Here is a 23,669-nt window from a genome sequence, read left to right as displayed (position 1 = left end):
GGCCCAGCGAAATGACCACGCCCCCGGTTGGCATCATCATGGGATCTCAGTCCGACTGGGCCACCATGCGCGAAGCAGCAACCCTGCTGGACGAGTTGAACATCGCCTTTGAATCGCGCATCGTCTCGGCGCATCGCACGCCAGACCGGCTGTGGGACTACGGCAAGACGGCAGCGGAGCGTGGGCTGCAAGTGATTATCGCTGGCGCTGGCGGAGCCGCGCATTTGCCGGGAATGATGGCCTCCAAAACCCGCCTGCCGGTGATTGGCGTACCAGTGCAGACCAAGGCGCTTTCGGGTGTAGATTCGCTTTATTCCATTCTGCAAATGCCACGTGGTTATCCGGTTGCAACCATGGCAATCGGCGCGGCAGGCGCGGCCAATGCGGCCTTGATGGCGGCGAGCATCCTTGCCCTGCAAGACCCGGATCTTGCCAAACGGCTGGACGGTTGGCGCAACGCGCTTAGTGCTTCGATCCCCGAGGTGCCGCATGACTGACCCCCTGCAAACCGGCGCAACCATTGGTATTCTGGGCGGCGGGCAATTGGGCCGTATGCTGTCGGTTGCCGCCGCGCGGCTTGGTTTTCGCAGCCATATCTTTGAGCCGGGCGCCAATCCGCCTGCTGCCGATGTCGCCCATGCGGTAACGACGGCGGGCTATGATGATCACAAAGCGCTCGAGGCTTTCGCCCATGCCTGCGATATCGTCACATATGAGTTTGAGAACATCCCGACCGAAGCGCTTGATGTGGTTGAGGCGATCACCCCCATCCGTCCGGGCCGCGAAGCCCTGCGTATTTCCCAAGACCGACTGACGGAAAAGACATTCCTCAGCGACCTCGGTCTGCGTGTTGCGCCTTTCGCCAATGTGACCGACGCCGCAACGCTCAAAGCCGCTGTCGCGCAGATCGGCACGCCTGCGATCCTCAAGACCCGGCGTTTCGGATATGACGGTAAGGGCCAAATGCGGCTGAAAGGCGAAGTGGACCTCGACAGCGCATGGGTCGAGATGAATGATGCACCCTCAGTGCTCGAAGGGTTCGTGGACTTCACCGCCGAAATTTCCGTCATCGCAGCCCGTTCCGCCACGGGCGAAGTCGCCTGTTTCGACCCCGGCGAAAACGTCCACCGGGATGGCATCCTGCATACCACCACCGTACCCGCGAGGGTCAGCAACGCGCAGCGTACAGATGCGGTGCTGTTGGCTGGCCGCGTGCTGAACGCGCTTGAGTACATAGGCGTTATGGGGGTGGAGCTTTTCGTGACCCCGCAGGGCTTAATCGTCAACGAAATCGCACCGCGGGTGCATAATTCCGGCCACTGGACCCAAAACGGCTGCACCGTGGATCAGTTCGAGCAGCATATCCGCGCTGTGGCCGGATGGCCGCTTGGGGACGGGCAGCGCTATGCGGATGTGGTAATGACCAACCTTATTGGCGATGATATCGACCGTGTGCCCGACCTCGCCCGCGCTGGTGATACAGCGCTGCATCTTTACGGCAAGGTCGACGTCAAAGCGGGCCGCAAAATGGGCCATGTTAACCGCATCATTCGCGACTAAACGTCAGGCCGCAAAGCGCTCTGCGATTTCCCCTGACATATAGCTGACGCGCCCCGCCGCGAAAGTCGCCGCAACACGCCCGGTGGCTTTGTCGAGGATTACAATATCAGCGCGCTTGCCCGGCCCGAGCGTGCCGCGATCCGTGAGCCCCAACACCTCTGCCGGACCAGATGACACCAGCGCCCAAGCGTCTGCTAAATCCAGCACCCCGCTGCGTGCCAACAGCAACGCCGCCCGACGCGGCGATGGGTAATGGTAATCTGACGCCAACGCATGGCACAGCCCCATGCTAACCAGGTCCAAAGCCGACAGATTGCCGTTATGCGATCCACCGCGCACCACATTGGGAGCGCCCATGATCACCCTATCCCCTGCTGCATGCGCTGCTTCTGCCGCCGCATGAGTTTCAGGAAACTCCGCCAATGTTACCCCCCGGGCCCGCCACTCGGCGCGGCTCTCCGCGGTCTGATCGTCGTGGCTTCCCATCCGAACGCCACGCGCTGCAAGTGTTGCACAAAGCGCATCCAACGCGGCAGGAACCTCAGCCCGCCGCGCGTGCATCGCCTGCATCTGCGCCAGATGGCTTTCCGGACTGCGCCCTGCCTTAAGGGCCTGCCCGACCAGACGTTTCGGGGTTTTGCCCTGTGCCAAACGGTCATGCGGCAGGTGATCGTTAAAGACCACATAGCCAACGCCCCAATCCTCCAACCGTTTTGGCAAGCTGGCGTAAAGGTCCAGCATATGGGTTTCAAAGCGCAGTTGCGGGCGCAGGTCTGTGACCAATTGAGGCGCCGTATCGCGAATGCCGGTAAAGACTTGATCGGCGAACTCTAACCCCCGCAGCCCCCCCTCCCAGCTTACAAATTGCGCAAGAACGGCGGTGGTAATGCCATTGGCCGCGAGTTCCGCTTCGGCGGCCACCAGCCCCTCGGAAAGCTGTTTCATCGCCCCCCGCCGAGGGGCAAGGTGCCGCTCAAACCCGTCGCCATGCAGATCAACGATCCCCGGCAACACCTGAAACCCTGAAAGATCGACTTCGCGCCCAACACGCGTATTGGTGATCTCACCCTGAGCGATGGACAACGGTGCGCGGCTGAACCCCTGTGGGTGCAACACCTCGCCGCCAACAAAATCAAGGTTTGGCATCATCGTCCCCTAATTTTGGCAAACAGCCCCCGTCGGGACAGCCGATCGCATCAAGCACACCCTCAAACCACGTCATCGAGCGGTCAAACGCCCCAGTTTCGAGAAAGGCCATGGTCTGCGCGATCACCCGGGGATTGTTCATCATAAACGTATGGGTCACGGGCAGCACAATATGATCTTTCATCCCCGCGACGCGGGTCGATGCGACCGACACCTTGCCATCATCCGGCCCCGGCAGAAGGCTGGAGAAATAGGGGTTCAGCGACTGAGAGCCGGCGATCACCCCCAGCTCGAATGTCACCGGCGGCAACTGGTTCGGCAGGGCCTCATCGTCTGTGCCAATCTCCGCACCGGCTGGGCCATTCAGCCACGTGAAGGCCGGGTTTTCGACCAGTTCGTCCACGACCTCGCTGCCGTGGTTCGGCGGCCCCAGCATAACCACGCGCCCCACCCGATCAGCGCCCACTTCAGCGACCCATTTGCGGACCAAAATACCCCCCATGGAGTGGGTTACGAAATCAATCCGCGCAGTGCCACAGGCTTCGACCGCATCCGGCATTGTACGCGTGACAAGGTCAGCAATCGCGGCTTTGGTGGAGGGATAACCGGGCCGCACCACACGGTAGCCCTCAGCCTCAAGCGCAGCCTCCATGACCGCGAAAGAGGTTTCGGTCCGCGCGAGCCCATGCAAAAGCACAACACAGCGCGGCGCATCAGTCGCCGCAAAGGCATGGGGCAAACCCAAGAACATGGCAGCAAGGAGAGATGGAATACGAGGCATCATGCCCTTCAGATAGACTGATTGCGCGAGGTGTGAAATGGTCTTGCGGTTAACCATGACGAAAGTCTGCCGATGCCCCGCCCCTGCCCCCGACTGGCTGCCCGCGCTGTGATTATACACGATGATCGGCTGCTGCTGGTTAACGCCTATCCTGACAACCACCTGGGCCTGATGTGCGCACCCGGCGGCGGGGTAGAGGCTGGCGCATCGTTGCCTGACAATCTGGTACGCGAGGTTTTCGAAGAAACCGGTCTGCGGATCCACGTCGGCGCTCCCTGTCTTGTAAATGAGTTTCACGACCCCGGCGGCGCGTTTCATCAAGTCGACATCTACTTTCGTTGCACATTGCAGGGCACAGCTGCCATCGACCCGAATTGGAAGGACAGCGAAGCGGTGGTCACCCATCGTCGTTGGGTCACCCGTGCCGAGCTTGAGCAGATACCGCATAAGCCTGACAGTCTGGGCGATGTGGCTTTCGGCGCGGTAGGCGCGCTTACCTATGATCCGCTCGAACCGATTTTGCGCTAAGCGCCCAGAGGATGCCTCCCAATACCAAGGCCGCGGCCGACAGCAGGGTCGCGCTCACCGCTTCGCCCAGCATCACAACGCCGCCCAAAATGGCAATGATCGGCACACTAAGCTGCGCCACGGCTGCGGTGCCGCCATCAATCTGTTTCAGAACAACGTACCACAGAGCGTAGCCCAGTCCCGAGGTGACGCCCCCCGAAAGAACAGCAAGCGCGATACCTGTCGTGCTGAATGTCGCGCCAAAGAGCAGCGGCAAAAGCAGCATCAACGGAAGGCAAAGCAGAAAATTGGCCGCCGTCACGGCCAATGGATTTCCTGCCCCGCGACCGATGATCGTATAAGCCGCCCAACCCAGACCGGCCAGCGCCATAAGACCAGCTCCCACCAAATCGGTGCTGCCGCCCCCGGACGGCCAAAGCACGAGTATCAACCCGCTGAATGCGACCGCGGCCCCGCTCACCTGTCGCCCGGTCGGCGTTGATCCAACCAGCGCACCATGTCCGAACATCGCGATTTGTACCACGCCAAACAGGATCAAAGCTCCAAGTCCCGCATCAAGGGTGAGATAGGCCAGACTGAAGCCGATCATATAAAGCGCAAGGCTGAGCGCACCCGCAATTCGCTCGCGCCGAAACAACGGCAACCTATCCCCACGAACCGCCACTAATATCGTCAGCACTGCCGCCCCGGCCGCAACCCGCAAAAGCGCAAAACCCGCAGGATCGATATGTCCCGGCTCGACCGCCATGCGGGTTAGGATTGAATTGGCGGCGAAGGCGACCATGGCTACCGTGGTCAAAAAGAATATTCTCATAACAAAGGGCTTAGCCATCACGCTGCGCCGCGCCAAGCCCGGATGTTGGTTCTAGGGACTAACCTGCGCTTGCACGGAAAATGAACTCGTCAGCATTAGCCATCGCCGCGATCATACCGTCTGTTGCCTGCGCGCCTGAGCGATATGCCAGTTCTGTCTGAACAATTGCGCCGATGCTATTGCGGACTTCGGAATCTTTTAGCGTGGCCACCATACAGTCCCGAAAGATTTCGCGCTGCAAAGCCATCTGTTGCTGCACATACGCATTTCGGCGCGCCAAAGATATCGCATTTAGCATCGCATCGCGCAGGACTTCGGCACTCATCGTATCTTTCGGCAAAAAATCATGGCAACCGCTGCGCATCGCTTTGACTGCTGCGTCGATATCTTCACGCCCGGTGATCATAATGCGTCCGGCACCATAATGTGTCGCCGTGGCTGATATCCTATCAAGTGCTTGCAAGCCGGTGCCTTCGGCCAGGCGATAATCGACCAGAATAACGTCATAGATTTCGTGCTTCAGCGCAGTTTCCAGTTCTGCCAAAGTCGCAACTTCATCCAATGTCAGGGGAAAATCTGCGATCCGCGCGCCAAGCCGGCGGATACGCTGGCGATCATAGTCGCTGTCGTCAAGCAACAGCACCCGAATCCCACGCAGCGGCGAAATTTCCATACCCGCCAATTTCTGAAGCTGCATCACCCTGCCTCCGCATCTTGGATCAATGGCGCAGCACATCGAAGCGCCCACATCTCACTCACTCTCAGCCATCCTGCCGGGGTAAAGCTGCACTTCAACACAAGTGCCGCGCTCGCGCGGTAGAGGAAGAAGTTGAACAGCGCCTTCATAAAGCCCTGCTATTTTCGCCACATTTGCCAGCCCCAGACCGGTACCCTCAACATCATCGCGAGGGCGGAGAGTGGTCATGGGTTGGAATACGCGGTCGTGGAACTCAGGAGCGATACCCGGCCCGTCATCGGCTACCGCAATGTAAACCGCGCCCCTATAACGGCGGCTGGTCACCGTGATTCGACCTTCATCGCGATCGTGATGTTTGACGGCATTATCAATCAGCGCAAACAGCAGGGTTTGCAGGTCACGGTCGCCCATCACGATGGACGGGCAATCAAATCTACAATCAATTGCGAACCCGCGCGGCAAAGATATAGATTCAAGGACATGATCCAGCGCAGCGCTCAGTTCGACCTTTGAAACCGTTTGCATCCTTCCCACGCGAGAATAGGTCAACAGATCGACTAGCATACGATCCAACCGTCGTGTGTGACGGTTCATCAATGCAATGGACTCCGCGACCGGCCCATCAAGCTTAAAACCCGCCTCCTCAAGGTCTTCGGCAATCCATTGAGGCAACTCTAGCAAAGCCCGGACCGAACTACGCACATCATGGCTGATGAGGTAGATAAACTCCTCCACATCTGCTGCGGCTTGAGGTTGCGCGCTGATCGCCAATCGCGGCGGTGCGGCGTGGTTTAAAAGCTGTTGTGGCATAAGCTCTCTCGGCTGCTCTCCTCCCTATTATGCCTGCAAAGTTGACTTCAAGTTAAACAGGGAGACATTCAAACAAGGTCACGTAACAGTCGCTGAGCCGCCGGTGGGTATTTCGCACGCAGTTGACGCCATCATTTAACCTGCGCGTTACGCCCCCCGCGACTTGTGATTAGTTCCCACTTCTGTGCCACCCCCGCCAAAGCAATTTCTGGGCTGACTTGCCCCTGCAATGCGCGATCAAACCCATCGCCAAGCGCTTGAAAATAGTCCGGCTGCCCTTTGAGGTAGAGATCAGGGATCGCTCCCTCAAGCGCTGCACGCTGCACGCTGCACGTCGAGGAAAGGGGCGGAATAGGCCTTGCGGACTCCGCCGTTGTTATAATGTTCAGGTCGGAAGGGATCGAAAAAAACGGTCCGCCTGACGCACCCGATCCCTATTAAAGGGCGAGATGAGTTAGGAGAGATGGCGCGGGCCTTAGTGGTCTTCCGGCGTAATGCCGAAGAATTGCGACGTTCAAACATCGAGTTGGAAAAATTCACCTATGTCGCGGCGCATGAACTGCGTTCGCCGTTACGGGCGGTGCATGAATTGAGCGTATGGGTCATTGAGGATGAGCAGAATAGCCTGAGCGCCGAAAGCCAAGCCTATCTTTGCATGTTGCAGCAACGAATTGGCCGCTTGAACCGCCTGTTGAATGATCTTTTGGATTACGCCCGCGCAGGTCAGAAAGAACCCGCGGCCGAGCAGGTCAGCCTGCATCGTTTAGTTCGGGAACTTGCGCACGGCGTTCATCCTAAGGGATGTTTCATGGTCACATTCAATGGGCCAGAGGAACCGGTGGCCGTGCTCTTGACGCCCCTTCAACAGATACTGGGGAACCTACTTTCCAACGCCATCAAACATCATGATGCCGAGCAGTCAGACCTTTGGTCGGCGGTCAGATCGACCGCCCCGCCAAAACAAAACGCGATGGCGCACGAAAAAGCAGGTGTCATCTTATCCGCCACAAACGAAAAGAGGCGCGCCATTTCTGGCACGCCTCCGTCCTCAGGCCGATTGGGCTGGCTTACATCATGCCGCCCATGCCGCCCATGTCAGGCATGCCGCCCGCGGGGGCTGCGCCCTCTTTGGCGGGCTTGTCGGCAACCATCGCTTCGGTGGTGATCAGGAGACCGGCGATCGAGGCCGCGTCTTGCAGTGCTGTGCGCACAACTTTGGCCGGGTCGATAACGCCGAAGGAGAACATGTCGCCATATTCTTCGGTCTGTGCGTTGAAGCCGAACTTCAGGTCGTCGCTTTCGCGGATCTTGCCGGCAACAACCGAACCGTCCACACCAGCGTTCTCAGCGATCTGACGCAGCGGTGCTTCCAGCGCCTTGCGGACGATGGAGATACCGACGTTCTGGTCGTTGTTGTCGCCTGTGAGGCCTTCCAGCTTCTTGGCGCCCTGAACCAGAGCAACACCACCACCAACGACGATGCCTTCTTGAACAGCGGCACGTGTCGCGTTCAGGGCGTCGTCAACGCGGTCTTTGCGCTCTTTCACTTCGACTTCGGTCATGCCGCCGACGCGGATAACGGCAACACCGCCTGCCAGTTTGGCAACGCGCTCTTGCAGCTTCTCACGGTCGTAGTCGGACGTGGTTTCTTCGATCTGGTTGCGGATCTGAGCCACGCGGGCTTCGATTTCGGCCTTCTCGCCAGCGCCGTCAACGACAGTGGTCTCGTCCTTGGTGATCGACACTTTCTTGGCCGAACCCAGCATGTCCATGGTCACGGACTCGAGCTTCATGCCGAGGTCTTCGGAGATCACCTGACCACCGGTCAGGATTGCGAGGTCTTGCAGCATCGCCTTGCGACGGTCACCGAAGCCCGGCGCCTTCACAGCGGCAATCTTCAGACCGCCACGCAGCTTGTTCACGACGAGAGTCGCCAGGGCTTCGCCCTCGACGTCTTCGGCGATGATCAAAAGCGGCTTCTGGGACTGGATCACCTGCTCGAGCAGCGGAACCATCGGCTGAAGGCTCGACAGTTTCTTCTCGTGCAGCAGGATGATCGCGTCTTCCAGCTCGACAGTCATCTTGTCGGAGTTGGTGACGAAGTAGGGGCTCAGGTAGCCGCGGTCGAACTGCATGCCTTCGACGACATCGGTCTCGGTTTCCAGACCTTTGTTCTCTTCGACGGTGATCACGCCTTCGTTGCCGACTTTCTGCATCGCGTCTGCGATCTGACGGCCGATCTCTTTTTCGCCGTTGGCGGAGATGGTGCCGACCTGCGCGACTTCGTCGCTGTCGGACACGTCACGGGCAGCAGCTTTGATCGCTTCGACGACCTTGGTAGTCGCCAGATCGATGCCGCGCTTGAGGTCCATCGGGTTCATGCCAGCGGCAACCGATTTCATGCCTTCGCGCACGATGGCTTGGGCCAGAACGGTTGCGGTGGTGGTGCCGTCACCGGCTTCGTCGTTGGTCCGGGAAGCGACTTCCTTGACCATCTGTGCGCCCATGTTCTCGAACTTGTCTTCCAGTTCGATTTCCTTCGCCACGGAAACACCGTCTTTGGTGATGCGCGGTGCGCCGAAGGATTTGTCCAGAACCACGTTCCGGCCTTTGGGGCCGAGTGTGACTTTCACCGCGTCGGCAAGGATGTTTACACCCTTGAGCATCCGGTTGCGGGCATCGGTGTCAAATTTGACGTCCTTAGCAGCCATGTTGTCTTCTCCTAAAATCTTGGATTGATGTGAGCGTCGTCAGGGTTCGGCAAGCCGGTGGCTTACGCGATGATCCCCATGATGTCGCTTTCTTTCATCATCAGCATTTCTTCGCCGTCGACGGTGACCTCTGTGCCGGACCATTTGCCGAACAGGATTTTGTCGCCGGGTGCGACGGCCATTTCGATCAGCTCGCCGTTGTCTTTGCGGGCGCCGGTGCCGACAGCCACGACTTCACCTTCGGAAGGCTTTTCCTTGGCGGAATCGGGGATGATCAACCCGCCGGCGGTTTTCTCTTCGCTTTCTGTGCGCTTTACCAGCACACGGTCATGAAGCGGTTTCAATGCCATCTTTGCAGCTCCTTAAGGCTCAAAGTTACTCTTCCAAGCCACCCCCTCCGTCCGAGGGGTGCAGCCGTTAGCACTCGACCCATGTGAGTGATAACGAGGCATAGCTAAGGAGCGTTCTGAGTTCTGTCAACAACGGCGTTGAAAAATTTTGAGCGCATTGGAACTATTAATCGGTGCCCAAGATCCGCCCTGCCGTGGCCACGGCGTCTGCCCCCGTGGGGGTCAGCCCGTAAATGCCTTTGTCCACCTTTTCAAACCAGCCGTAGTGATCGTCCCGCATCATGCGGGTTGCTGTCGAAACACCCGTAGCCCGCGCCACATCCGCGCCTTTGCTTGCTCCCGCCTCGAACAGATAGACCGCCAGTTTCAGCGCGTCTTGCCGGTAGGTGGTGACCAACCCTGCGCGGGTTTGCCCGCCGTCATTCGGATCACCCTGCCGCCGCGCGAACTCACGCAGCAGCATCGCCGCCCGTTTGGTATTCTTGCGCGGGGCATAGGGGCCGGGATCGCAATGCACCTCAACCAAACCGTCCGAGAGCCGCACGGTGATCAGCCCCAACCCGAGCCGCCGCGCCAGCGTGACGTTATCCTTCACCGCTTTGGCAAAGCGTTTGCCCGGTTGGCGGGCCACGGCAAGGTAGACATCGTCCGAAACCTTGAGCCGGGCCAGACATTGATGAAACAGCGCCAGCGAGAAGCCGAGTTTTAACTCCACCACCACCGGCGGCTCGGCCCCGCGCACTGCCACGACATCTGCCGCCCCCACTTCGGCCTTCACCACATAGCCCTGATCCTCAAGGAATGCCTTGATCGGCGGGTAAAGATCGGTTTCGCGCGGGCTGCTCATGACGGGCAACTTGCCCCATCGCGCGGCGCTATGCAAAGGGGCTGCCCGGCCCTAAAGTGGCCTGATGACCCGCGACGAATTTAACGCTTTCTGCGCCGCCCTGCCCCAGACGACCCATGTCGTGCAATGGGGTAACGCGGACGTGTGGAAGGTGGGCGGCAAGGTCTTTGCCATTTGCGGCTGGGCCGAGGATGCGCCGGCCTTTACCTTCAAGGTTACGGAACTGGGCTTTGAAGTGCTTTCCGACAGCCCCGGCTTGCGTCCCGCACCCTATCTGGCGTCACGCGGGCTTAAGTGGATACAGCATTACGCCGAACCGGGCTTGAGCGACGACAGCCTGCGCGAGCATATCCACGCCTCCTATGACATGATCGTCGCCGCCCTTTCGAAAAAGAAACGCGCAGAACTGGGAATCTAAGCTCTCGACGCAATGCCGCAATGCGGCAGGCACGCGTGACAAGCCTATTCAACCTGCTATAAGGCCCGCAAATTCACCCGAATAGACAGGAACATCCATGACAACGCTCGTTTTTGGCCATAAATCCCCCGACACCGACAGCACTGGCAGCCCCATCGTTTGGGCGTGGTATCTCAATGAGATCAAGGGCATTCCCGCCAAGCCGGTCCTGCTGGGTGAGCCAAACACCGAAGCGCTGTTCGTGCTCGACAAATGGAACCTTGATAAGCCGGAAATCCTGACCGAGCTTGAGGCCGACACGAAAGTTGTCATCGTCGACACCAACAACCCCGCCGAACTGCCCGATAACATCAACGACGCCGACATCACCGGCATCATCGACCACCACCGTCTGGTGGCCGGGTTGGAAACACGCGGCCCGATCGAGATCAACATCCAGCCCCTCGCCTGCACCGCGACGATCATGTACAAAATGATCGGCAAAGACTGGGCGCAGGCTCCGCGCGGCGTCAAAGCGGCGGCCCTGTCTTGCATCCTGTCAGACACGCTGGAATTCCGCAGCCCGACCACCACCCAAGAAGACCGTGCGATTGCCCATGACATCGCGCAGGATTTGGGTGTTGATATCGCTGACTACGCGGCAGAAATGTTCGCGGCGAAATCCGATGTCTCCTCCTTCAGCGAAGCGGAACTGCTACGCATGGACAGCAAGGAGTTCGACCTCGACGGCACCAACCTCCGCGTGAGCGTTTTGGAAACCACCTCCCCCGCGCCGCTGTTGGAGCGTAAAGGCGCGCTGATGGCAGAGATGCCGAAAGTGGCAGAAGCAGACGGTGCCGCGCAGGTTCTTCTTTTCATCGTCGATATCCTTAAGGAAGAAGCGACGCTACTCGTGCCAAACGACATGGTCAAACACATCGCCGAGCAGAGCTTTGGCGCTCAAGTATCTGGCGACACGGTCGTGCTCCCCGGTGTGATGAGCCGCAAGAAGCAGATCATCCCCAACCTCAAGATGTAAGCCAATCGGGCGGGCCAAATGCCCGCCCACGCTTTTTGAAAGGCCGCCCATGACCCGCATTATCTCCGCTCTGCCCGATGTATCCGATCAATATGACGCGCTGTTTGTCGATCTATGGGGTTGTGTGCATGACGGACGCAAAGCGCTTCCTGATGCGGTGGCGGCCTTGCAGACCTACCGTCAAACAGGCGGCAAGGTCGTGCTGGTCACCAACTCCCCCCGCCCCCGCGCGGGCGTAGAGAAACAGTTGCAGCAATTCGGCGTGCCGGAAGACGCATGGGACAGCATTGCCACCTCCGGCGATTCCGCGCGTTCCGCCATGTTCCGGGGTGCGGTGGGTGAAAAGGTCTGGTTCATCGGCCACCCCGGAGAGCGCAAGTTTTTCGAGCCACTGGCGATCCTCGACAACCCGGTGAAAGTGGAAACCGTCCCGCTCGAAGACGCGGAAGGCATCGTTTGTACCGGCCCTGTTGACCCAATGGCCGACCCGGAAGCAATGCGCCCCGAGTTCGAGCAAGCCATCGCCCGCGGGCTGAAACTGCTCTGCGCCAATCCCGATATCGTCGTGGACCGGGGCGAGGTGCGCGAATGGTGCGCGGGCGCCCTCGCCGCGCTCTATACCGAAATGGGGGGTGAAAGCCTCTATTTCGGCAAGCCACACGCGCCGATCTATGACCTAGCCCGTCGTCGTCTTGCGGCACTTGAGGTCGACATTCCTGACAGCCGCATCCTCGCCATTGGCGATGGCATCCTGACGGACGTCAAAGGCGCGATTGACGAAGGCATCGATTCGCTTTTCATCACTGGCGGGCTGGCTGCAGCAGAGACTGCTACCACCCGGCAACCGGACGAAGAGAAGCTGCGCGCCTACCTCGACCGCGAAGCGTCGGCTCCTACTTACGCGATTGGTTTCCTGCGCTGAACTCAGAAACGACTTGATTTTCTGCGACTGCGAAGTAATAAAGTTGCCACGGCGCACATTCTCGCGTCATTTTATTGCCAAGGAGCTGTCATGTTGGACAATATGCCGCGCGGGACAATTTGCATTGAAGACATCGAAATCGGGATGACCCGCCACCTGCGCAAGATCGTGACCGATATGGATATCGAAATGTTCGCGCAGGTTTCGACTGATCACAACCCAGTGCATCTGGATGACGACTACGCCCGCGAAACGATCTTTGAAGGCCGCATCGCACATGGCATGCTGACAGCGGGCCTGATCTCCGCTGTGATCGGTGAACAACTGCCCGGGCATGGCACAATCTACCTCGGGCAATCGCTCAAATTCCTCGGCCCCGTGCGCCCCGGCGACATGGTGCTGGCCGAAGTCACCGTTACGGAGATGGATATCGCCAAGCGCCGCGTCAAAATGGATTGCCGCTGCTCGGTTCATGGCAAACCAGTGCTGGTGGGTGAAGCCACCGTGCTCGCGCCTTCGGCCAAGCTCGACTGAAGCGGCGGTTTTCGCTGTCTGAGCATCTTGCCCTTGCGCCGCCGCGCCGCTAGGCAAGGCGCATGCGGATCATCCGAGATTATCAATTCGTCGACCTGCCAGATCGCGGTGCTACCGCTGCGATTGGCAATTTCGATGGCGTTCACCTTGGCCATCGGTCTGTGATCGAGCTGGCCCAAAGCGCCGCCCCCGACGCGCCGCTCGGCGTTGTCACCTTTGAACCGCATCCCCGCGAGTATTTCGCCCCCGACGCCCCGCCCTTCCGCCTAATGGGAAGCGAGGCCCGTGCGCATCGGTTGGAGAAGATCGGGGTTAAGCGGCTCTACGAACTCGCGTTCAACAGCACGTTGGCGGGCCTCTCGCCAGAAGCTTTCGCCCGCGATGTGCTGCACGAAGGGCTGGGGCTGGCCCATGTGGTTGTGGGCGCTGACTTCTGCTTTGGCAAAGGTCGCGCTGGCACGGCAGAAGACCTTGTGCGCTTTGGCGAGGAATATGGCTTTGGCGTCACCATTGCTCCGCTGATGGAACGCGATGATCTGACCGTATCTTCGACCGCGATCCGCGAGGCGTTAAGCCGCGGCGCCCCCCGCGAAGCCGCTGCAATGTTGGGCCATTGGCACCGCATCGACGGGCCGGTGATCTCAGGCGAGCAGCGCGGGCGTGAGTTGGGTTTCCCCACCGCGAACATGTCCATCGACGGTCTGCATCCGCCTGCCTTTGGCGTCTATGCGGTGTTGGTCGACGTGTTGGAGGGGCCGCATCAGGGCAGCTACCACGGAGCTGCCAGCATCGGCGTACGGCCCATGTTCGGAGAGAACAAAGCTAACCTCGAAACCTACCTGTTTGATTTTAAAGGCGACCTCTATGGTGCGCCATTGTCGGTCGGCTTGGTCGAACATTTGCGCGGCGAAGAGAAGTTCGACAACCTCGACGCGCTCATCATCCAGATGGAAGCCGACTGCGACCGCGCCCGAACCATTCTGGCGGCATTATGAGCGACCCAATCCCCCGCAAGGGCCTGACCCCAGAATTCTGGGAAAAGAAGCCCCTGACGGAGATGTCCCAGACCGAATGGGAAGCGCTCTGTGATGGTTGCGGAAAATGCTGCCTGAACAAGCTTGAAGACGAAGACAGCGGTGAAGTCGCCCTGACCCGCGTTGCCTGCCGCCTGCTTGACGATAGCACCTGCCGCTGTGTCCATTACGAAAACCGGCATGAGTTCGTGCCCGACTGCATCGTGCTGCGGCCCGACAACCTTGACACCCATGCCTATTGGATGCCCCAGACCTGCGCCTACCGCCTGCTGTGGGAAGGCAAACCGCTGCCTGAATGGCACCCTCTGCTGACCGGCACCCCCGACAGCGTGCATGACGCCGGGGTCAGCGTGCAATTTGATACCGTTTCCGAATTTGATACCCCGTTCGAAGAATGGGAAGACCATATTATCGAGGAGCCTACCTGATGTTTTTTGCCTCTGACAACGCCGGTCCCGTCCACCCTAAGGTGATGGAACGCGTGATCGCGGCCAATACCGATTACGCGATGCCCTACGGCAAAGACCCGATCATGGATGAGGTGCGCAGCCAGATCCGTGAGAAGTTTAAGGCCCCCGAGGCGGAGGTCTTCCTCGTTGCCACTGGCACGGCGGCCAATGCGCTGGCGCTCGCCTGCTACACCCAGCCATGGCAGACGATCTTTTGCTCAAAGGTCGCGCATATCGAAGAGGATGAATGCAACGCGCCGGAATTCTATGCCGGGGCGGCCAAGCTGACGCTGGTGGACACTGACGACAAGATGACCCCCGACGGCCTGCGCCGCGCCATTACGGCCCGCGTGGCGGGAGACGTGCATGCGCCGCAACGCGGCCCGGTTTCGATCACCCAAGTGACCGAACGCGGCGGGGTCCACAGCCTCAATGAATTGCAAGCTCTCACAGCAGTGGCCAAGGAATACGACTTGCCCGTGCACATGGACGGCGCGCGTTTTGCCAATGCACTGGTGGCTTTGGGCTGCACCCCGGCGGAGATGACGTGGAAATCAGGCGTTGATGTGGTCAGCTTTGGCGGGACCAAGAACGGCTGCATGGGCGTCGAGGCAGTGGTGTTTTTCGACCCTAAGAAAGCGTGGGAATTCGAACTGCGGCGTAAACGGGGGGCGCATCTCTTTTCCAAACACCGTTTCCTTTCGGCGCAAATGGCAGGCTACCTTGCGGACGACCTATGGCTGGAAACGGCCAAGAGCGCTAATGCCAGTGCGGCCTATTTGGCCGAGGGGCTGCGCAGGGCGGGCGCGGAATTTCTGCATGAACCCGCGGCCAATATGATCTTCGCCCGTTTCCCCCGCGCCATTCACCGCAAGCTGCATGAGGCTGGCGCGCACTATTACCTCTGGGATGGCACGCTGGACGGTGAAGATGACGAGATGTTGGCCGCTCGGATGGTTTGCGATTGGTCGATCAGTCGCGACCAGATCGACCAGTTCCTAGGCCACTTCTAAACCGTCACGCCAGCGGCACGTCGTTCAGAAATTCGCGCACCGCTCCGGCGACTTCGGCAGGGTGGGTAATCGGCACCATATGCCCTGCCCCATCGACAGATACGCGCCGCGCGTTCGGAAGGCGACGCATTAGCGAATCGTTAATCGCGTGGGCCGCCTTGGGGGAAGCGCTCCCTTCGACAAGCAAAGCTGGCATTGATGCCCGGTCGAACATGCCCGGCGCGAGCAACCCGGCGCTGTCTTCGCCAAGGAAAGGCGAAGAGGCCGGGATGAAACCGATCCGATCAACCATATAGGCGCGGGTCGGTGCTGGTATCTGGTCCCATTTCGTCCCATCGCCCCAGACCCGATTAAACAGACGGGCGCCGGTCTCATTATCGCCCTCGGCCAGTGCCGCCTCAAAGGCTGCGTTCTGATCGTTGTATTCGGCCAGCACATTGGGATCATCCTGTTTCGCCGCAGCAAAATAGACCGGCTCGATCAGTGTCATGCTGCGGACCAGTTCAGGGTGTTCGATCGCCAGCCGCAGCGCGACGGTTGCCCCGAAGGAATGGCCAATCAGATCCATCGGCGCTTCGAGCAAACTCAGCGCCATATCGGTGGCAACGTCATGGATATTGCGCTGCCCACCCCAGTCGCCAGACTTGCCATGCATCGGCAGATCAAAGGCGCGTAGAGTCAGATCATCGGCGAGCGCCTCCCCCATGCCACGCCAAGCGCCGGAATGTGCGAGCGAACAGTGGATCGCCAAAGCCGGGCGCGGGCCATAGCCAAAGCGGCGCGCGTTGATTTCGGGAATCACAGCTTCCCCCCAAGATGCAGATCGAGGTCTTCCAGCCGGTCCTGCCCCCAGAATTTCTGATCGCCCACAATGTAGAAAGGCGCACCAAAGACGCCTTGAGCGACCGCTTCCTCAAGGTTGGCAGCATAGGTCTCTGCCCCCTGCAGCAGCCCGCTGTTCGTCAGATCGGGATCGAAACCTGCTTCGGTCAAACAGTCGCGCACCACGTCCTCATGGCCGATGTCCTTCTCTTCAGCCCAAACCGCGCGGGTAATCGCGTGGGTCAGCTTACCCAAATCACCCCCGCCTGCGTTCTGCGCTGCGATCACCGCATAGGCTGCTGGCGCACCGTTGGTTGGCCAATGTGCTGGCTTGAGGTTAAAGGGCATCCCCAACTTGCGCGCTTGGCGCGGCAAGTCTTGGGCGCGGTACTCATTGCGGCTCGGATGACGCTCCGCCGGGGACAGCCCGCCGGTTCGGGGAAAGGCGGCCACGATGTCAAAAGGTTTATAGACGATCTCGGCCCCATGTTTTCCGGCAATCGCCTCAAGTCGGTTCCCGGCGAGGTAGCAATAGGGCGACAGGGTTGCGAAAAAATAATCGATCCGGGCCATTTGGCTCTCCTTTGGGGGCGGTGCAGCTTTGCCCGACCGTAAGCCCATGCTAAGCGGTGTCAACGTCACGAATCTGCAACCTACCGCTGCCCCGGAGCCCCTATGCCACGCACTTCAGAACCAAAACTGATCTCAGGCAATGCCAATATGCCGCTTGCCAAGGCCATTGCGCGGCGCATGTCGCTGCACCGCGGCGTTAACGTGGGACTCGTCGATGCGCGGGTCGAACGGTTCAACGACGGCGAGATTTTCGTCGAAGTGTATGAGAACGTGCGCGGCGAGGATATGTTCATCATCCAACCGACGTCGAACCCTGCGAACGACAATCTGATGGAGTTGATGATCATGGCCGACGCGCTGCGCCGGTCTTCGGCGGCCCGTGTCACGGCCGTCCTGCCCTACTTCGGCTATGCCCGTCAGGACCGCCGCACCAAGGCACGCACGCCGATCACCGCCAAGATGGTGGCCAATATGCTGACCGGCAGCGGCATCGAACGCATCCTGACCATGGATCTGCACGCCGCTCAAATCCAAGGCTTCTTCGACATTCCGGTCGATAACCTCTACGCCTCGCCGATTTTCGCACTCGATATCAAAGACGCCTTCAAAGACCGCATGGACGAGCTGATGGTGGTCAGCCCTGATGTCGGCGGCGTGGCCCGCGCACGTGAACTGGCCAAGCGGATCAACTCCCCGCTGGCCATCGTCGACAAACGCCGCGAAAAGGCAGGCGAAGTGGCCGAAATGACTGTGATCGGTGATGTGAAAGGCAAGACCTGCCTGATCGTGGACGACATCTGCGACACCGCAGGCACGCTGTGCAAAGCCGCCGAAGTGCTGCTCGAAAATGGCGCGAAGGAAGTGCATTCCTACATCACACATGGCGTCATGTCCGGCCCTGCGGTGGAGCGGATCACCAATTCGGTGATGAAATCATTGGTCATTACCGACAGCATCGCCCCGACCTCCGCGGTCAAGAAGGCGTCAAATATCCGTATTGTGCCAACAGCGCCGATGTTTGCCCAGGCGATCCTGAACATCTGGAACGGCACCTCAGTCTCCTCCCTCTTCGAGGCAGAGACTTTGGGCCCGATCTACGACGGCATGTATAACCATGACTAAGAACTGCTGCAGGGCGGCCCTACAGGGCTGCCCGCCGCTCTGATAGGCGCGTCAGTCTACCGCCCAATCATCTTCTTCCCCTACCGCCCCAATTGCAGTCCACGCGATGCGTATCCGTGCGACACGGGTGTCTCCCCATGTGCGGAACACCATGTCGAAACCGGCTTCCGTGACCGCTTCGGCGCTGACGTCGGCGCGGATCACTGTGCTGCTATCGATGTCCCATAGCGACGTGCTGACCTGAACCGTAGGGGTCTCACGGAACGGCTCTGAGAAGTTGACCCGGCGACGACGCTCGCGCTGGCCCCGGCCCGTCCACATTGGACCGCCGTCCTCATAGTCCGAGAAAAGCATCACATCGCCACTGTCCACACCGATCGTATGGCTTCGGAGTCTTTTCATAGGAATGTTAGGCCTGCACTGGATCTTGTTCAGCATATGATGCCGCAGGGACGCAGCGTGTAAAAGCAAAAAGCCCCGCCGAGGCGGGGCTTTTCTAAAGCGATAGGAACGGATTACAGGTTCGGCTGCTTGCTCGACAACCCGATGTGATCGCCAACGGCAACCATGTCGGCCAAGAGCTTGGCCGCATCATCCACGGGACCGGGCTCGTTCTCCCAGTTGTCCTTGGCGCGGGTATAGACGGCATGCGCCTCTGCCACCATGTCGTCCATCTGCTCCTGCGTCATGTCGGCACGCGCCACGGCACGTTCCGCCAGCACAGACACGCCGCCCTGACCGCCGATTTCGGCGAAGCCGCCGGTCACGACATATTCGGACGTGCCCTCCGGCCCTTCCACGCGCAGAAGGCCCGGACGCAGGGTGGTGATGGTGGGCGCATGATCGGCCATGGCCGTCATGTCGCCCTCGGTGCCCGGAATCTGCACGGCCGTCACCTGCATCGATGCCAGCCGCCGTTCCGGCGAAACGAGGTCGAATTGCATTGTGTCTGCCATTGTCAGCGCTCCTTAAGCGGCGTCTGCCGCCATTTTCTCGGCTTTCGCCTTCACTTCGTCGATGCCGCCAACCATGTAGAAGGCACCTTCGGGCAGGTGGTCATACTCACCGGCAACCACGGCCTTGAAGGAGGCGATGGTTTCTTCCAGCGGCACCTGAACGCCGTCAGACCCGGTGAAGACTTTCGCCACGTCGAAGGGCTGGCTGAGGAAACGCTCGATCTTACGGGCGCGTGCCACGGTCAGTTTGTCTTCTTCGCTCAACTCGTCCATGCCGAGGATGGCGATGATGTCCTGAAGCGATTTGTAGCGCTGAAGCACCTGCTGCACGTCTGTCGCCACCTTATAGTGCTCGTCGCCGATGATCAGCGGGTCAAGCAGACGGGAAGTGGAGCCGAGCGGGTCAACCGCCGGGTAGATGCCCTTTTCCGAGATCGAACGGTCAAGAACCGTTGTCGCGTCGAGGTGCGCGAACGAGGTCGCAGGCGCCGGGTCGGTAAGGTCATCCGCAGGAACGTACACGGCCTGAACGGAAGTAATCGAACCGGATTTGGTCGACGCAATACGCTCCTGCATGACGCCCATGTCGGTCGCCAATGTCGGCTGGTAGCCCACAGCGGAAGGAATACGGCCCAGAAGGGCGGACACTTCGGAACCGGCCTGTGTGAAGCGGAAGATGTTGTCGACGAAGAACAGAACGTCGGAACCGGATTCGTCGCGGAACTGCTCGGCCAATGTCAAGCCGGTCAGGGCGATCCGCATACGCGCGCCAGGAGGTTCGTTCATCTGGCCGTAGACCAGCGCAATTTTCGAGTCGACGAGGTTATCGGGAACGATAACGCCGGATTCGATCATCTCGTGGTAGAGGTCGTTACCTTCACGGGTCCGCTCACCCACGCCCGCGAACACGGAAAGACCCGAGTGCACTTTGGCGATGTTGTTGATCAGTTCCATGATGAGAACTGTCTTGCCCACGCCGGCACCGCCGAAGAGACCAATTTTACCACCCTTGGTGTAGGGGGCCAGCAGGTCGATGACCTTGATGCCGGTGACGAGGATCTCAGTTTCGGTCGACTGGGCCGAGAATTCAGGCGCTTCGCCGTGAATGGCGCGGGTGCTGTCGGCAGCCACTGGGCCCTGCTCGTCCACGGCTTCGCCGGTGACGTTCATGATGCGGCCCAGGGTCGCGTTGCCGACGGGCACGCGGATCTGGTCGCCTGTGTCTGTCACGGCCTGACCGCGCACCAGACCTTCGGTGGCGTCCATCGCAATGGCGCGCACAGTGTTTTCACCAAGGTGCTGCGCCACTTCGAGCACCAGCGTCTTGCCCTGGTTCTCGGTGTGGAGCGCGTTGAGGATCTCCGGCAGGGAGTCCTCGAATTGTACGTCAACGACGGCGCCGATGACCTGTGTAATTTTACCGACAGCATTTGCCATGTCGTTTCTCCGATTTGCTTACAGCGCTTCCGCGCCGGAAATGATTTCGATCAGCTCGTTGGTGATGACAGCCTGACGCGAGCGGTTGTACTCGATGGTCAGCTTGTCGATCATCTCGCCTGCGTTGCGTGTGGCGTTGTCCATCGCCGACATCCGCGCACCCTGTTCAGACGCGCCATTCTCCAGCAGCGCCGAGAAGATCGCCGTGGCGACCCCGCGCGGCAGAAGGTCGGCCAAAACCGCCTCTTCGCTGGGTTCATAGTCGAACAATGTGGACGCACCGCTGTCTTCGCCTTCTTCGGCGTCGAATTTGGCGGGGATGATCTGCTGTGCCGTCGGCGTCTGCATGACCACGTTAACGAACTTCGCGTAGAAGATCGTCGCCACGTCAAATTCGCCCGCGTCAAAGCGGTTCAGCACGTCCTGCGCGATCTTCTGCGCATCACCATAGCCGATCTTCTTGACTTCACTGAGGTCAACGTGACCGACCAGATGGTCGCCCAAGTCACGCCGCAGCGCGTCACGGCCCTTTTTGCCAACGGTGAGGATTTTCACCTCTTTGCCCTGAGCCAGCAATTCACGCGCATGGGCTTTCGCCTTTTTCGCGATGTTGCTGTTGAAGCCACCGCACAGCCCGCGTTCGGCGGTCATGACCACCAGCAGATGCACCTTGTCTTCACCCGTGCCGCTGAGCAGCTTGGGCGCGCTGTCGGAGCCGCCGACGCCAGCCGCGAGCCCTGCCATCACGGCATTGAACCGCTCCGTATAGGGACGCGAAGCCTCGGCAGCCTCCTGCGCGCGGCGAAGTTTCGCCGCGGCAACCATTTGCATGGCCTTGGTGATCTTGCGGGTCGATTTGACCGACGAGATCCTGTTCTTCAGGTCCTTGAGATTTGGCATTGCCTTATCTCCCGTTTAAGCGAAGTCGGCGGCGAAACCGTCGATGGCGGCTTTGATCTTCTCTTCCAACTCGCCTTTGACCTTGCGGTCATTGTTGGTGATGTCCTTGAGAAGGTCGTCGTGCTTGCTGCGCAGGTGTGCCAACAGGCCCGCTTCGAAACGGCCGACGTCGTTCAGGTCCACCTTGTCGAGATAGCCGTGCGTACCGGCGTAGATCACGCAGACGATTTCCGAGTTGGTCAGCGGCGCGTACTGCGGCTGCTTCATCAGTTCGGTCAGACGCGCACCACGGTTCAGCAGCTGCTGGGTTGCGGCGTCGAGGTCGGAGCCGAACTGGGCGAAGGCCGCCATTTCGCGGTACTGGGCCAGCGACAGTTTCACCGGGCCAGCAACCGAGGACATCGCCTTAGTCTGGGCCGAAGAACCCACGCGGGAAACCGACAGACCTGTGTTCACGGCGGGGCGGATGCCCTGGTAGAACAATTCAGTCTCAAGGAAGATCTGACCGTCGGTGATCGAGATCACGTTGGTCGGAATAAAGGCGGACACGTCGCCACCTTGGGTTTCAATGATCGGCAGAGCCGTCAGCGAGCCGTTGCCAGCTTCATCACCCAACTTCGCGGAACGCTCAAGCAGGCGGGAGTGGAGGTAGAAAACGTCGCCCGGGTAAGCTTCGCGGCCTGGTGGGCGACGCAGCAGCAGGGACATCTGACGGTAGGACACGGCCTGTTTGGACAGGTCATCATAGACGATCAGCGCGTGACGGCCATTGTCGCGGAAATGCTCTGCCATCGCGGTGGCGGAGTAAGGCGCGAGGAACTGCATGGGTGCAGGCTCGGAGGCTGTCGCGGCGACAACGATCGAATAGTCAATCGCACCGGTTTCTTCGAGCTTTTTCACCAGCTGAGCAACGGTCGAACGCTTCTGGCCGATCGCGACATACACACAGTACATCTTCTTGCTCTCGTCGTCGCCCGCAGCGGCGTTGACCTGAGCTTGGTTCAGCATCGCGTCAAGGGCAACGGCGGTTTTACCTGTCTGACGGTCACCAATGATCAGCTCACGCTGGCCGCGGCCAATTGGGATCATCGCGTCGACGGATTTAATACCGGTTGCCATTGGCTCATGCACCGATTTACGCGGGATGATGCCGGGCGCTTTGACGTCGGCGATGCCGCGCTTGGTGGCGCCGATGGGGCCTTTGCCATCGATGGGGTTACCAAGACCGTCCACAACGCGACCCAGCAGCTCGTCGCCCACAGGCACGTCCACGATGGAGTTGGTGCGCTTGACGGTGTCGCCTTCTTTGATGTCACGGTCGGAACCGAAGATAACAACACCCACGTTGTCGGCTTCGAGGTTCAAGGCCATGCCCTGAATGCCACCGGGGAATTCGACCATTTCACCGGCCTGAACGTTGTCCAGACCATAGACGCGGGCGATACCGTCACCGACGGAGAGAACGCGACCCACTTCGGCCACTTCGGTTTCTTGACCGAAATCCTTGATTTGGTCCTTCAGGATCGCAGAAATCTCTGCTGCTTGGATACCCATTTATCCGACCTCTTTCATTACATTCTGGAGGGAATTGAGCTTGGAACGGATCGACGTATCGATCATTTTCGAGCCCACTTTGACGACAAGACCGCCGATGAGGCTTTCATCAACGGTCGCATGAAGTGATACTTTTTTGCCGGTGGAGGCGTTAAGCGACTTGATCAGCTTGTCCGACTGCGTCTTCGTCAGCGCCTTGGCCGATGTGACGTCCGCGCTGATCTCGCCCTTGGCTTCGGCAATCGTCTCGCGCAGCGCTTTGACCAGGGCCGGCAGCACGAACAGACGACGTTTTTGCGCCATCAGTGCCAACGTGTTTACCATAGTTTTGGTCAGACCCATCTTGTCGGCCAACACTTTGATCGCCTGCGCCTGCTGGTCGCGGGTATAGAGCGGCGAAGAGATCAGACGGCGAAAATCTTCGCTGTCGTTCAGTGCCGCTTCGAGCGCAGTCAGGTCGCCCTCAATGGCATCGACCTGATTGGCCTCGCGGGCCAGATCGTACACGGCTGTCGCGTAGCGTTCCGCGATACCGGTGGAAATGGAAGCAGGTTCGGACACGTCCATCCTCTCGTTCAATTAGCGCCGGATATGCGAAGATGTCGCGTCACCAGCAGTTGGCGCGGCTTGAAGTTACCCAAGACGTCTAAATCAGGGGCGATGTAGCAGACAG

At 59.7% G+C, this 23,669-nt stretch carries 28 protein-coding genes; 12 read left to right on the top strand and 16 right to left on the bottom strand.

All coding sequences use genetic code 11. The features are described 5' to 3' along the window. Nucleotides 1-11 precede the first annotated feature (11 nt). On the top strand, nucleotides 12-497 hold the full coding sequence (gene purE / locus HTT03_RS10890; protein WP_174859807.1) for a 5-(carboxyamino)imidazole ribonucleotide mutase: 486 nt from the start codon (nucleotides 12-14) through the stop codon (nucleotides 495-497). Next, a complete protein-coding gene (locus tag HTT03_RS10885; RefSeq protein WP_174859806.1) occupies nucleotides 490-1,560 on the top strand; it encodes a 5-(carboxyamino)imidazole ribonucleotide synthase in 1,071 nt (356 codons plus the stop codon). The genes purE and HTT03_RS10885 overlap by 8 nt, the downstream gene beginning before the upstream one ends. Nucleotides 1,561-1,563: 3 nt before the next feature. On the opposite strand, the gene HTT03_RS10880 is transcribed toward HTT03_RS10885, so the two are convergent. Continuing rightward, nucleotides 1,564-2,706, bottom strand: a complete 1,143-nt coding sequence (locus HTT03_RS10880; protein ID WP_174859805.1) for an alpha-D-ribose 1-methylphosphonate 5-triphosphate diphosphatase — start codon at nucleotides 2,704-2,706, stop codon at nucleotides 1,564-1,566. Next, on the bottom strand, nucleotides 2,693-3,457 hold the full coding sequence (locus HTT03_RS10875; RefSeq protein ID WP_246253507.1) for an alpha/beta fold hydrolase: 765 nt from the start codon (nucleotides 3,455-3,457) through the stop codon (nucleotides 2,693-2,695). The genes HTT03_RS10880 and HTT03_RS10875 overlap by 14 nt, the downstream gene beginning before the upstream one ends. A gap of 102 nt (nucleotides 3,458-3,559) precedes the next feature. Between HTT03_RS10875 and HTT03_RS10870 the strand changes: the two genes are divergently transcribed. After that, nucleotides 3,560-4,015, top strand: a complete 456-nt coding sequence (locus HTT03_RS10870) for an NUDIX domain-containing protein (RefSeq protein ID WP_174859804.1) — start codon at nucleotides 3,560-3,562, stop codon at nucleotides 4,013-4,015. On the opposite strand, the gene HTT03_RS10865 is transcribed toward HTT03_RS10870, so the two are convergent. Genes HTT03_RS10865 through HTT03_RS10855 form a run of 3 tightly spaced genes read right to left on the bottom strand, consistent with a single transcriptional unit; the run spans nucleotide 3,981 to nucleotide 6,336 of the window. Beyond that, entirely contained in the window at nucleotides 3,981-4,829 is an 849-nt protein-coding gene (locus HTT03_RS10865) for a DMT family transporter (RefSeq protein ID WP_174859803.1), read from the bottom strand. The two genes, HTT03_RS10870 and HTT03_RS10865, sit on opposite strands and share 35 nt — an antisense overlap. 58 nt (nucleotides 4,830-4,887) lie before the next feature. After that, nucleotides 4,888-5,526 carry a response regulator gene (locus HTT03_RS10860; protein ID WP_174859802.1) on the bottom strand — a complete coding sequence of 213 codons (639 nt, stop codon included), beginning with the start codon at nucleotides 5,524-5,526 and terminating at the stop codon, nucleotides 4,888-4,890. A 54-nt stretch (nucleotides 5,527-5,580) separates the two neighbouring features. Further along, nucleotides 5,581-6,336 (bottom strand): sensor histidine kinase, encoded by a 756-nt coding sequence (locus HTT03_RS10855; protein ID WP_174859801.1) that lies wholly within the window; start codon nucleotides 6,334-6,336, stop codon nucleotides 5,581-5,583. A 418-nt stretch (nucleotides 6,337-6,754) separates the two neighbouring features. Here HTT03_RS10855 and HTT03_RS18980 point away from each other — a divergent pair, with 418 nt between their 5' ends. Continuing rightward, complete coding sequence (locus tag HTT03_RS18980; protein ID WP_425506322.1) at nucleotides 6,755-7,501, top strand: histidine kinase dimerization/phospho-acceptor domain-containing protein; 747 nt, start codon at nucleotides 6,755-6,757, stop codon at nucleotides 7,499-7,501. Here the strand turns inward: HTT03_RS18980 and groL are convergent. From groL to HTT03_RS10830, 3 genes are all read right to left on the bottom strand, one after another. Further along, complete coding sequence (gene groL / locus HTT03_RS10840) at nucleotides 7,404-9,047, bottom strand: chaperonin GroEL (RefSeq protein WP_174859799.1); 1,644 nt, start codon at nucleotides 9,045-9,047, stop codon at nucleotides 7,404-7,406. The two genes, HTT03_RS18980 and groL, sit on opposite strands and share 98 nt — an antisense overlap. 62 nt (nucleotides 9,048-9,109) lie before the next feature. Continuing rightward, entirely contained in the window at nucleotides 9,110-9,397 is a 288-nt protein-coding gene (groES, locus tag HTT03_RS10835) for a co-chaperone GroES (protein ID WP_067267338.1), read from the bottom strand. A 166-nt stretch (nucleotides 9,398-9,563) separates the two neighbouring features. Then, on the bottom strand, nucleotides 9,564-10,244 hold the full coding sequence (locus HTT03_RS10830) for a DUF2161 domain-containing phosphodiesterase (RefSeq protein ID WP_174859798.1): 681 nt from the start codon (nucleotides 10,242-10,244) through the stop codon (nucleotides 9,564-9,566). A 64-nt stretch (nucleotides 10,245-10,308) separates the two neighbouring features. Between HTT03_RS10830 and HTT03_RS10825 the strand changes: the two genes are divergently transcribed. The 7 genes from HTT03_RS10825 to HTT03_RS10795 all read left to right on the top strand — a co-directional run bounded on the left by HTT03_RS10825 (nucleotide 10,309) and on the right by HTT03_RS10795 (nucleotide 15,632). Continuing rightward, nucleotides 10,309-10,662, top strand: a complete 354-nt coding sequence (locus HTT03_RS10825) for an MmcQ/YjbR family DNA-binding protein (protein ID WP_174859797.1) — start codon at nucleotides 10,309-10,311, stop codon at nucleotides 10,660-10,662. Nucleotides 10,663-10,759: 97 nt separating this feature from the next. Continuing rightward, nucleotides 10,760-11,680, top strand: a complete 921-nt coding sequence (locus HTT03_RS10820) for a manganese-dependent inorganic pyrophosphatase (protein ID WP_174859796.1) — start codon at nucleotides 10,760-10,762, stop codon at nucleotides 11,678-11,680. 49 nt (nucleotides 11,681-11,729) lie between these two features. Next, a complete protein-coding gene (locus HTT03_RS10815) occupies nucleotides 11,730-12,602 on the top strand; it encodes a TIGR01459 family HAD-type hydrolase (RefSeq protein WP_174859795.1) in 873 nt (290 codons plus the stop codon). A 90-nt stretch (nucleotides 12,603-12,692) separates the two neighbouring features. Continuing rightward, a complete protein-coding gene (locus tag HTT03_RS10810) occupies nucleotides 12,693-13,136 on the top strand; it encodes a MaoC family dehydratase (RefSeq protein ID WP_174859794.1) in 444 nt (147 codons plus the stop codon). Between the two features lie 62 nt (nucleotides 13,137-13,198). Then, a complete protein-coding gene (locus HTT03_RS10805; protein ID WP_174859793.1) occupies nucleotides 13,199-14,131 on the top strand; it encodes a bifunctional riboflavin kinase/FAD synthetase in 933 nt (310 codons plus the stop codon). Beyond that, entirely contained in the window at nucleotides 14,128-14,598 is a 471-nt protein-coding gene (locus tag HTT03_RS10800; protein WP_174859792.1) for a YcgN family cysteine cluster protein, read from the top strand. Before HTT03_RS10805 ends, HTT03_RS10800 begins: the two co-directional genes overlap by 4 nt. Next, entirely contained in the window at nucleotides 14,598-15,632 is a 1,035-nt protein-coding gene (locus tag HTT03_RS10795) for a threonine aldolase family protein (RefSeq protein ID WP_174859791.1), read from the top strand. The genes HTT03_RS10800 and HTT03_RS10795 overlap by 1 nt, the downstream gene beginning before the upstream one ends. A 4-nt stretch (nucleotides 15,633-15,636) precedes the next feature. Here HTT03_RS10795 and HTT03_RS10790 read toward each other — a convergent pair whose 3' ends face one another. Both HTT03_RS10790 and HTT03_RS10785 read right to left on the bottom strand, forming a co-directional pair. Next, nucleotides 15,637-16,434 carry an alpha/beta fold hydrolase gene (locus HTT03_RS10790; RefSeq protein WP_174859790.1) on the bottom strand — a complete coding sequence of 266 codons (798 nt, stop codon included), beginning with the start codon at nucleotides 16,432-16,434 and terminating at the stop codon, nucleotides 15,637-15,639. Further along, nucleotides 16,431-17,027, bottom strand: a complete 597-nt coding sequence (locus HTT03_RS10785; protein ID WP_174859789.1) for a 2-hydroxychromene-2-carboxylate isomerase — start codon at nucleotides 17,025-17,027, stop codon at nucleotides 16,431-16,433. Before HTT03_RS10785 ends, HTT03_RS10790 begins: the two co-directional genes overlap by 4 nt. A gap of 102 nt (nucleotides 17,028-17,129) precedes the next feature. Between HTT03_RS10785 and HTT03_RS10780 the strand changes: the two genes are divergently transcribed. Next, nucleotides 17,130-18,149, top strand: a complete 1,020-nt coding sequence (locus HTT03_RS10780) for a ribose-phosphate pyrophosphokinase (RefSeq protein WP_174859788.1) — start codon at nucleotides 17,130-17,132, stop codon at nucleotides 18,147-18,149. A 51-nt stretch (nucleotides 18,150-18,200) separates the two neighbouring features. Here the strand turns inward: HTT03_RS10780 and HTT03_RS10775 are convergent, their stop codons facing one another. From HTT03_RS10775 to HTT03_RS10750, 6 genes are all read right to left on the bottom strand, one after another. After that, complete coding sequence (locus tag HTT03_RS10775; protein WP_174859787.1) at nucleotides 18,201-18,551, bottom strand: H-type lectin domain-containing protein; 351 nt, start codon at nucleotides 18,549-18,551, stop codon at nucleotides 18,201-18,203. 113 nt (nucleotides 18,552-18,664) lie between these two features. Then, on the bottom strand, nucleotides 18,665-19,105 hold the full coding sequence (locus HTT03_RS10770; protein ID WP_174859786.1) for a F0F1 ATP synthase subunit epsilon: 441 nt from the start codon (nucleotides 19,103-19,105) through the stop codon (nucleotides 18,665-18,667). Nucleotides 19,106-19,117: 12 nt separating this feature from the next. Further along, nucleotides 19,118-20,542, bottom strand: a complete 1,425-nt coding sequence (atpD, locus tag HTT03_RS10765; RefSeq protein ID WP_174859785.1) for a F0F1 ATP synthase subunit beta — start codon at nucleotides 20,540-20,542, stop codon at nucleotides 19,118-19,120. 18 nt (nucleotides 20,543-20,560) lie between these two features. Next, the gene (locus tag HTT03_RS10760) at nucleotides 20,561-21,442 is read right to left on the bottom strand and encodes a F0F1 ATP synthase subunit gamma (RefSeq protein WP_174859784.1); all 882 of its coding nucleotides are present in this window, start codon (nucleotides 21,440-21,442) and stop codon (nucleotides 20,561-20,563) included. A gap of 15 nt (nucleotides 21,443-21,457) precedes the next feature. Next, nucleotides 21,458-22,996, bottom strand: a complete 1,539-nt coding sequence (gene atpA / locus HTT03_RS10755) for a F0F1 ATP synthase subunit alpha (RefSeq protein ID WP_174859783.1) — start codon at nucleotides 22,994-22,996, stop codon at nucleotides 21,458-21,460. Next, on the bottom strand, nucleotides 22,997-23,557 hold the full coding sequence (locus HTT03_RS10750) for a F0F1 ATP synthase subunit delta (protein ID WP_174859782.1): 561 nt from the start codon (nucleotides 23,555-23,557) through the stop codon (nucleotides 22,997-22,999). Nucleotides 23,558-23,669: the final 112 nt, after the last annotated feature.

This window comes from Sulfitobacter maritimus (assembly GCF_013346665.1).
GTDB classification, from domain to species: domain Bacteria; phylum Pseudomonadota; class Alphaproteobacteria; order Rhodobacterales; family Rhodobacteraceae; genus Sulfitobacter; species Sulfitobacter maritimus.
This window is presented reverse-complemented; position numbering and strand designations above follow the sequence as displayed.

What these genes read in the sequence shown, in the direction of transcription:
- purE (WP_174859807.1), top strand. Translation starts at nt 12, where the DNA reads ATGACCACGCCCCCGGTTGGCATCATCATGGGATCTCAGTCCGACTGG.
- HTT03_RS10885 (WP_174859806.1), top strand. Translation starts at nt 490, where the DNA reads ATGACTGACCCCCTGCAAACCGGCGCAACCATTGGTATTCTGGGCGGC.
- HTT03_RS10880 (WP_174859805.1), bottom strand. Translation starts at nt 2,706, where the DNA reads ATGCCAAACCTTGATTTTGTTGGCGGCGAGGTGTTGCACCCACAGGGG.
- HTT03_RS10875 (WP_246253507.1), bottom strand. Translation starts at nt 3,457, where the DNA reads ATGTTCTTGGGTTTGCCCCATGCCTTTGCGGCGACTGATGCGCCGCGC.
- HTT03_RS10870 (WP_174859804.1), top strand. Translation starts at nt 3,560, where the DNA reads ATGCCCCGCCCCTGCCCCCGACTGGCTGCCCGCGCTGTGATTATACAC.
- HTT03_RS10865 (WP_174859803.1), bottom strand. Translation starts at nt 4,829, where the DNA reads ATGAGAATATTCTTTTTGACCACGGTAGCCATGGTCGCCTTCGCCGCC.
- HTT03_RS10860 (WP_174859802.1), bottom strand. Translation starts at nt 5,526, where the DNA reads ATGCAGCTTCAGAAATTGGCGGGTATGGAAATTTCGCCGCTGCGTGGG.
- HTT03_RS10855 (WP_174859801.1), bottom strand. Translation starts at nt 6,336, where the DNA reads ATGCCACAACAGCTTTTAAACCACGCCGCACCGCCGCGATTGGCGATC.
- groL (WP_174859799.1), bottom strand. Translation starts at nt 9,047, where the DNA reads ATGGCTGCTAAGGACGTCAAATTTGACACCGATGCCCGCAACCGGATG.
- groES (WP_067267338.1), bottom strand. Translation starts at nt 9,397, where the DNA reads ATGGCATTGAAACCGCTTCATGACCGTGTGCTGGTAAAGCGCACAGAA.
- HTT03_RS10830 (WP_174859798.1), bottom strand. Translation starts at nt 10,244, where the DNA reads ATGAGCAGCCCGCGCGAAACCGATCTTTACCCGCCGATCAAGGCATTC.
- HTT03_RS10825 (WP_174859797.1), top strand. Translation starts at nt 10,309, where the DNA reads ATGACCCGCGACGAATTTAACGCTTTCTGCGCCGCCCTGCCCCAGACG.
- HTT03_RS10820 (WP_174859796.1), top strand. Translation starts at nt 10,760, where the DNA reads ATGACAACGCTCGTTTTTGGCCATAAATCCCCCGACACCGACAGCACT.
- HTT03_RS10815 (WP_174859795.1), top strand. Translation starts at nt 11,730, where the DNA reads ATGACCCGCATTATCTCCGCTCTGCCCGATGTATCCGATCAATATGAC.
- HTT03_RS10810 (WP_174859794.1), top strand. Translation starts at nt 12,693, where the DNA reads ATGTTGGACAATATGCCGCGCGGGACAATTTGCATTGAAGACATCGAA.
- HTT03_RS10805 (WP_174859793.1), top strand. Translation starts at nt 13,199, where the DNA reads ATGCGGATCATCCGAGATTATCAATTCGTCGACCTGCCAGATCGCGGT.
- HTT03_RS10800 (WP_174859792.1), top strand. Translation starts at nt 14,128, where the DNA reads ATGAGCGACCCAATCCCCCGCAAGGGCCTGACCCCAGAATTCTGGGAA.
- HTT03_RS10795 (WP_174859791.1), top strand. Translation starts at nt 14,598, where the DNA reads ATGTTTTTTGCCTCTGACAACGCCGGTCCCGTCCACCCTAAGGTGATG.
- HTT03_RS10785 (WP_174859789.1), bottom strand. Translation starts at nt 17,027, where the DNA reads ATGGCCCGGATCGATTATTTTTTCGCAACCCTGTCGCCCTATTGCTAC.
- HTT03_RS10780 (WP_174859788.1), top strand. Translation starts at nt 17,130, where the DNA reads ATGCCACGCACTTCAGAACCAAAACTGATCTCAGGCAATGCCAATATG.
- HTT03_RS10775 (WP_174859787.1), bottom strand. Translation starts at nt 18,551, where the DNA reads ATGAAAAGACTCCGAAGCCATACGATCGGTGTGGACAGTGGCGATGTG.
- HTT03_RS10770 (WP_174859786.1), bottom strand. Translation starts at nt 19,105, where the DNA reads ATGGCAGACACAATGCAATTCGACCTCGTTTCGCCGGAACGGCGGCTG.
- atpD (WP_174859785.1), bottom strand. Translation starts at nt 20,542, where the DNA reads ATGGCAAATGCTGTCGGTAAAATTACACAGGTCATCGGCGCCGTCGTT.
- HTT03_RS10760 (WP_174859784.1), bottom strand. Translation starts at nt 21,442, where the DNA reads ATGCCAAATCTCAAGGACCTGAAGAACAGGATCTCGTCGGTCAAATCG.
- atpA (WP_174859783.1), bottom strand. Translation starts at nt 22,996, where the DNA reads ATGGGTATCCAAGCAGCAGAGATTTCTGCGATCCTGAAGGACCAAATC.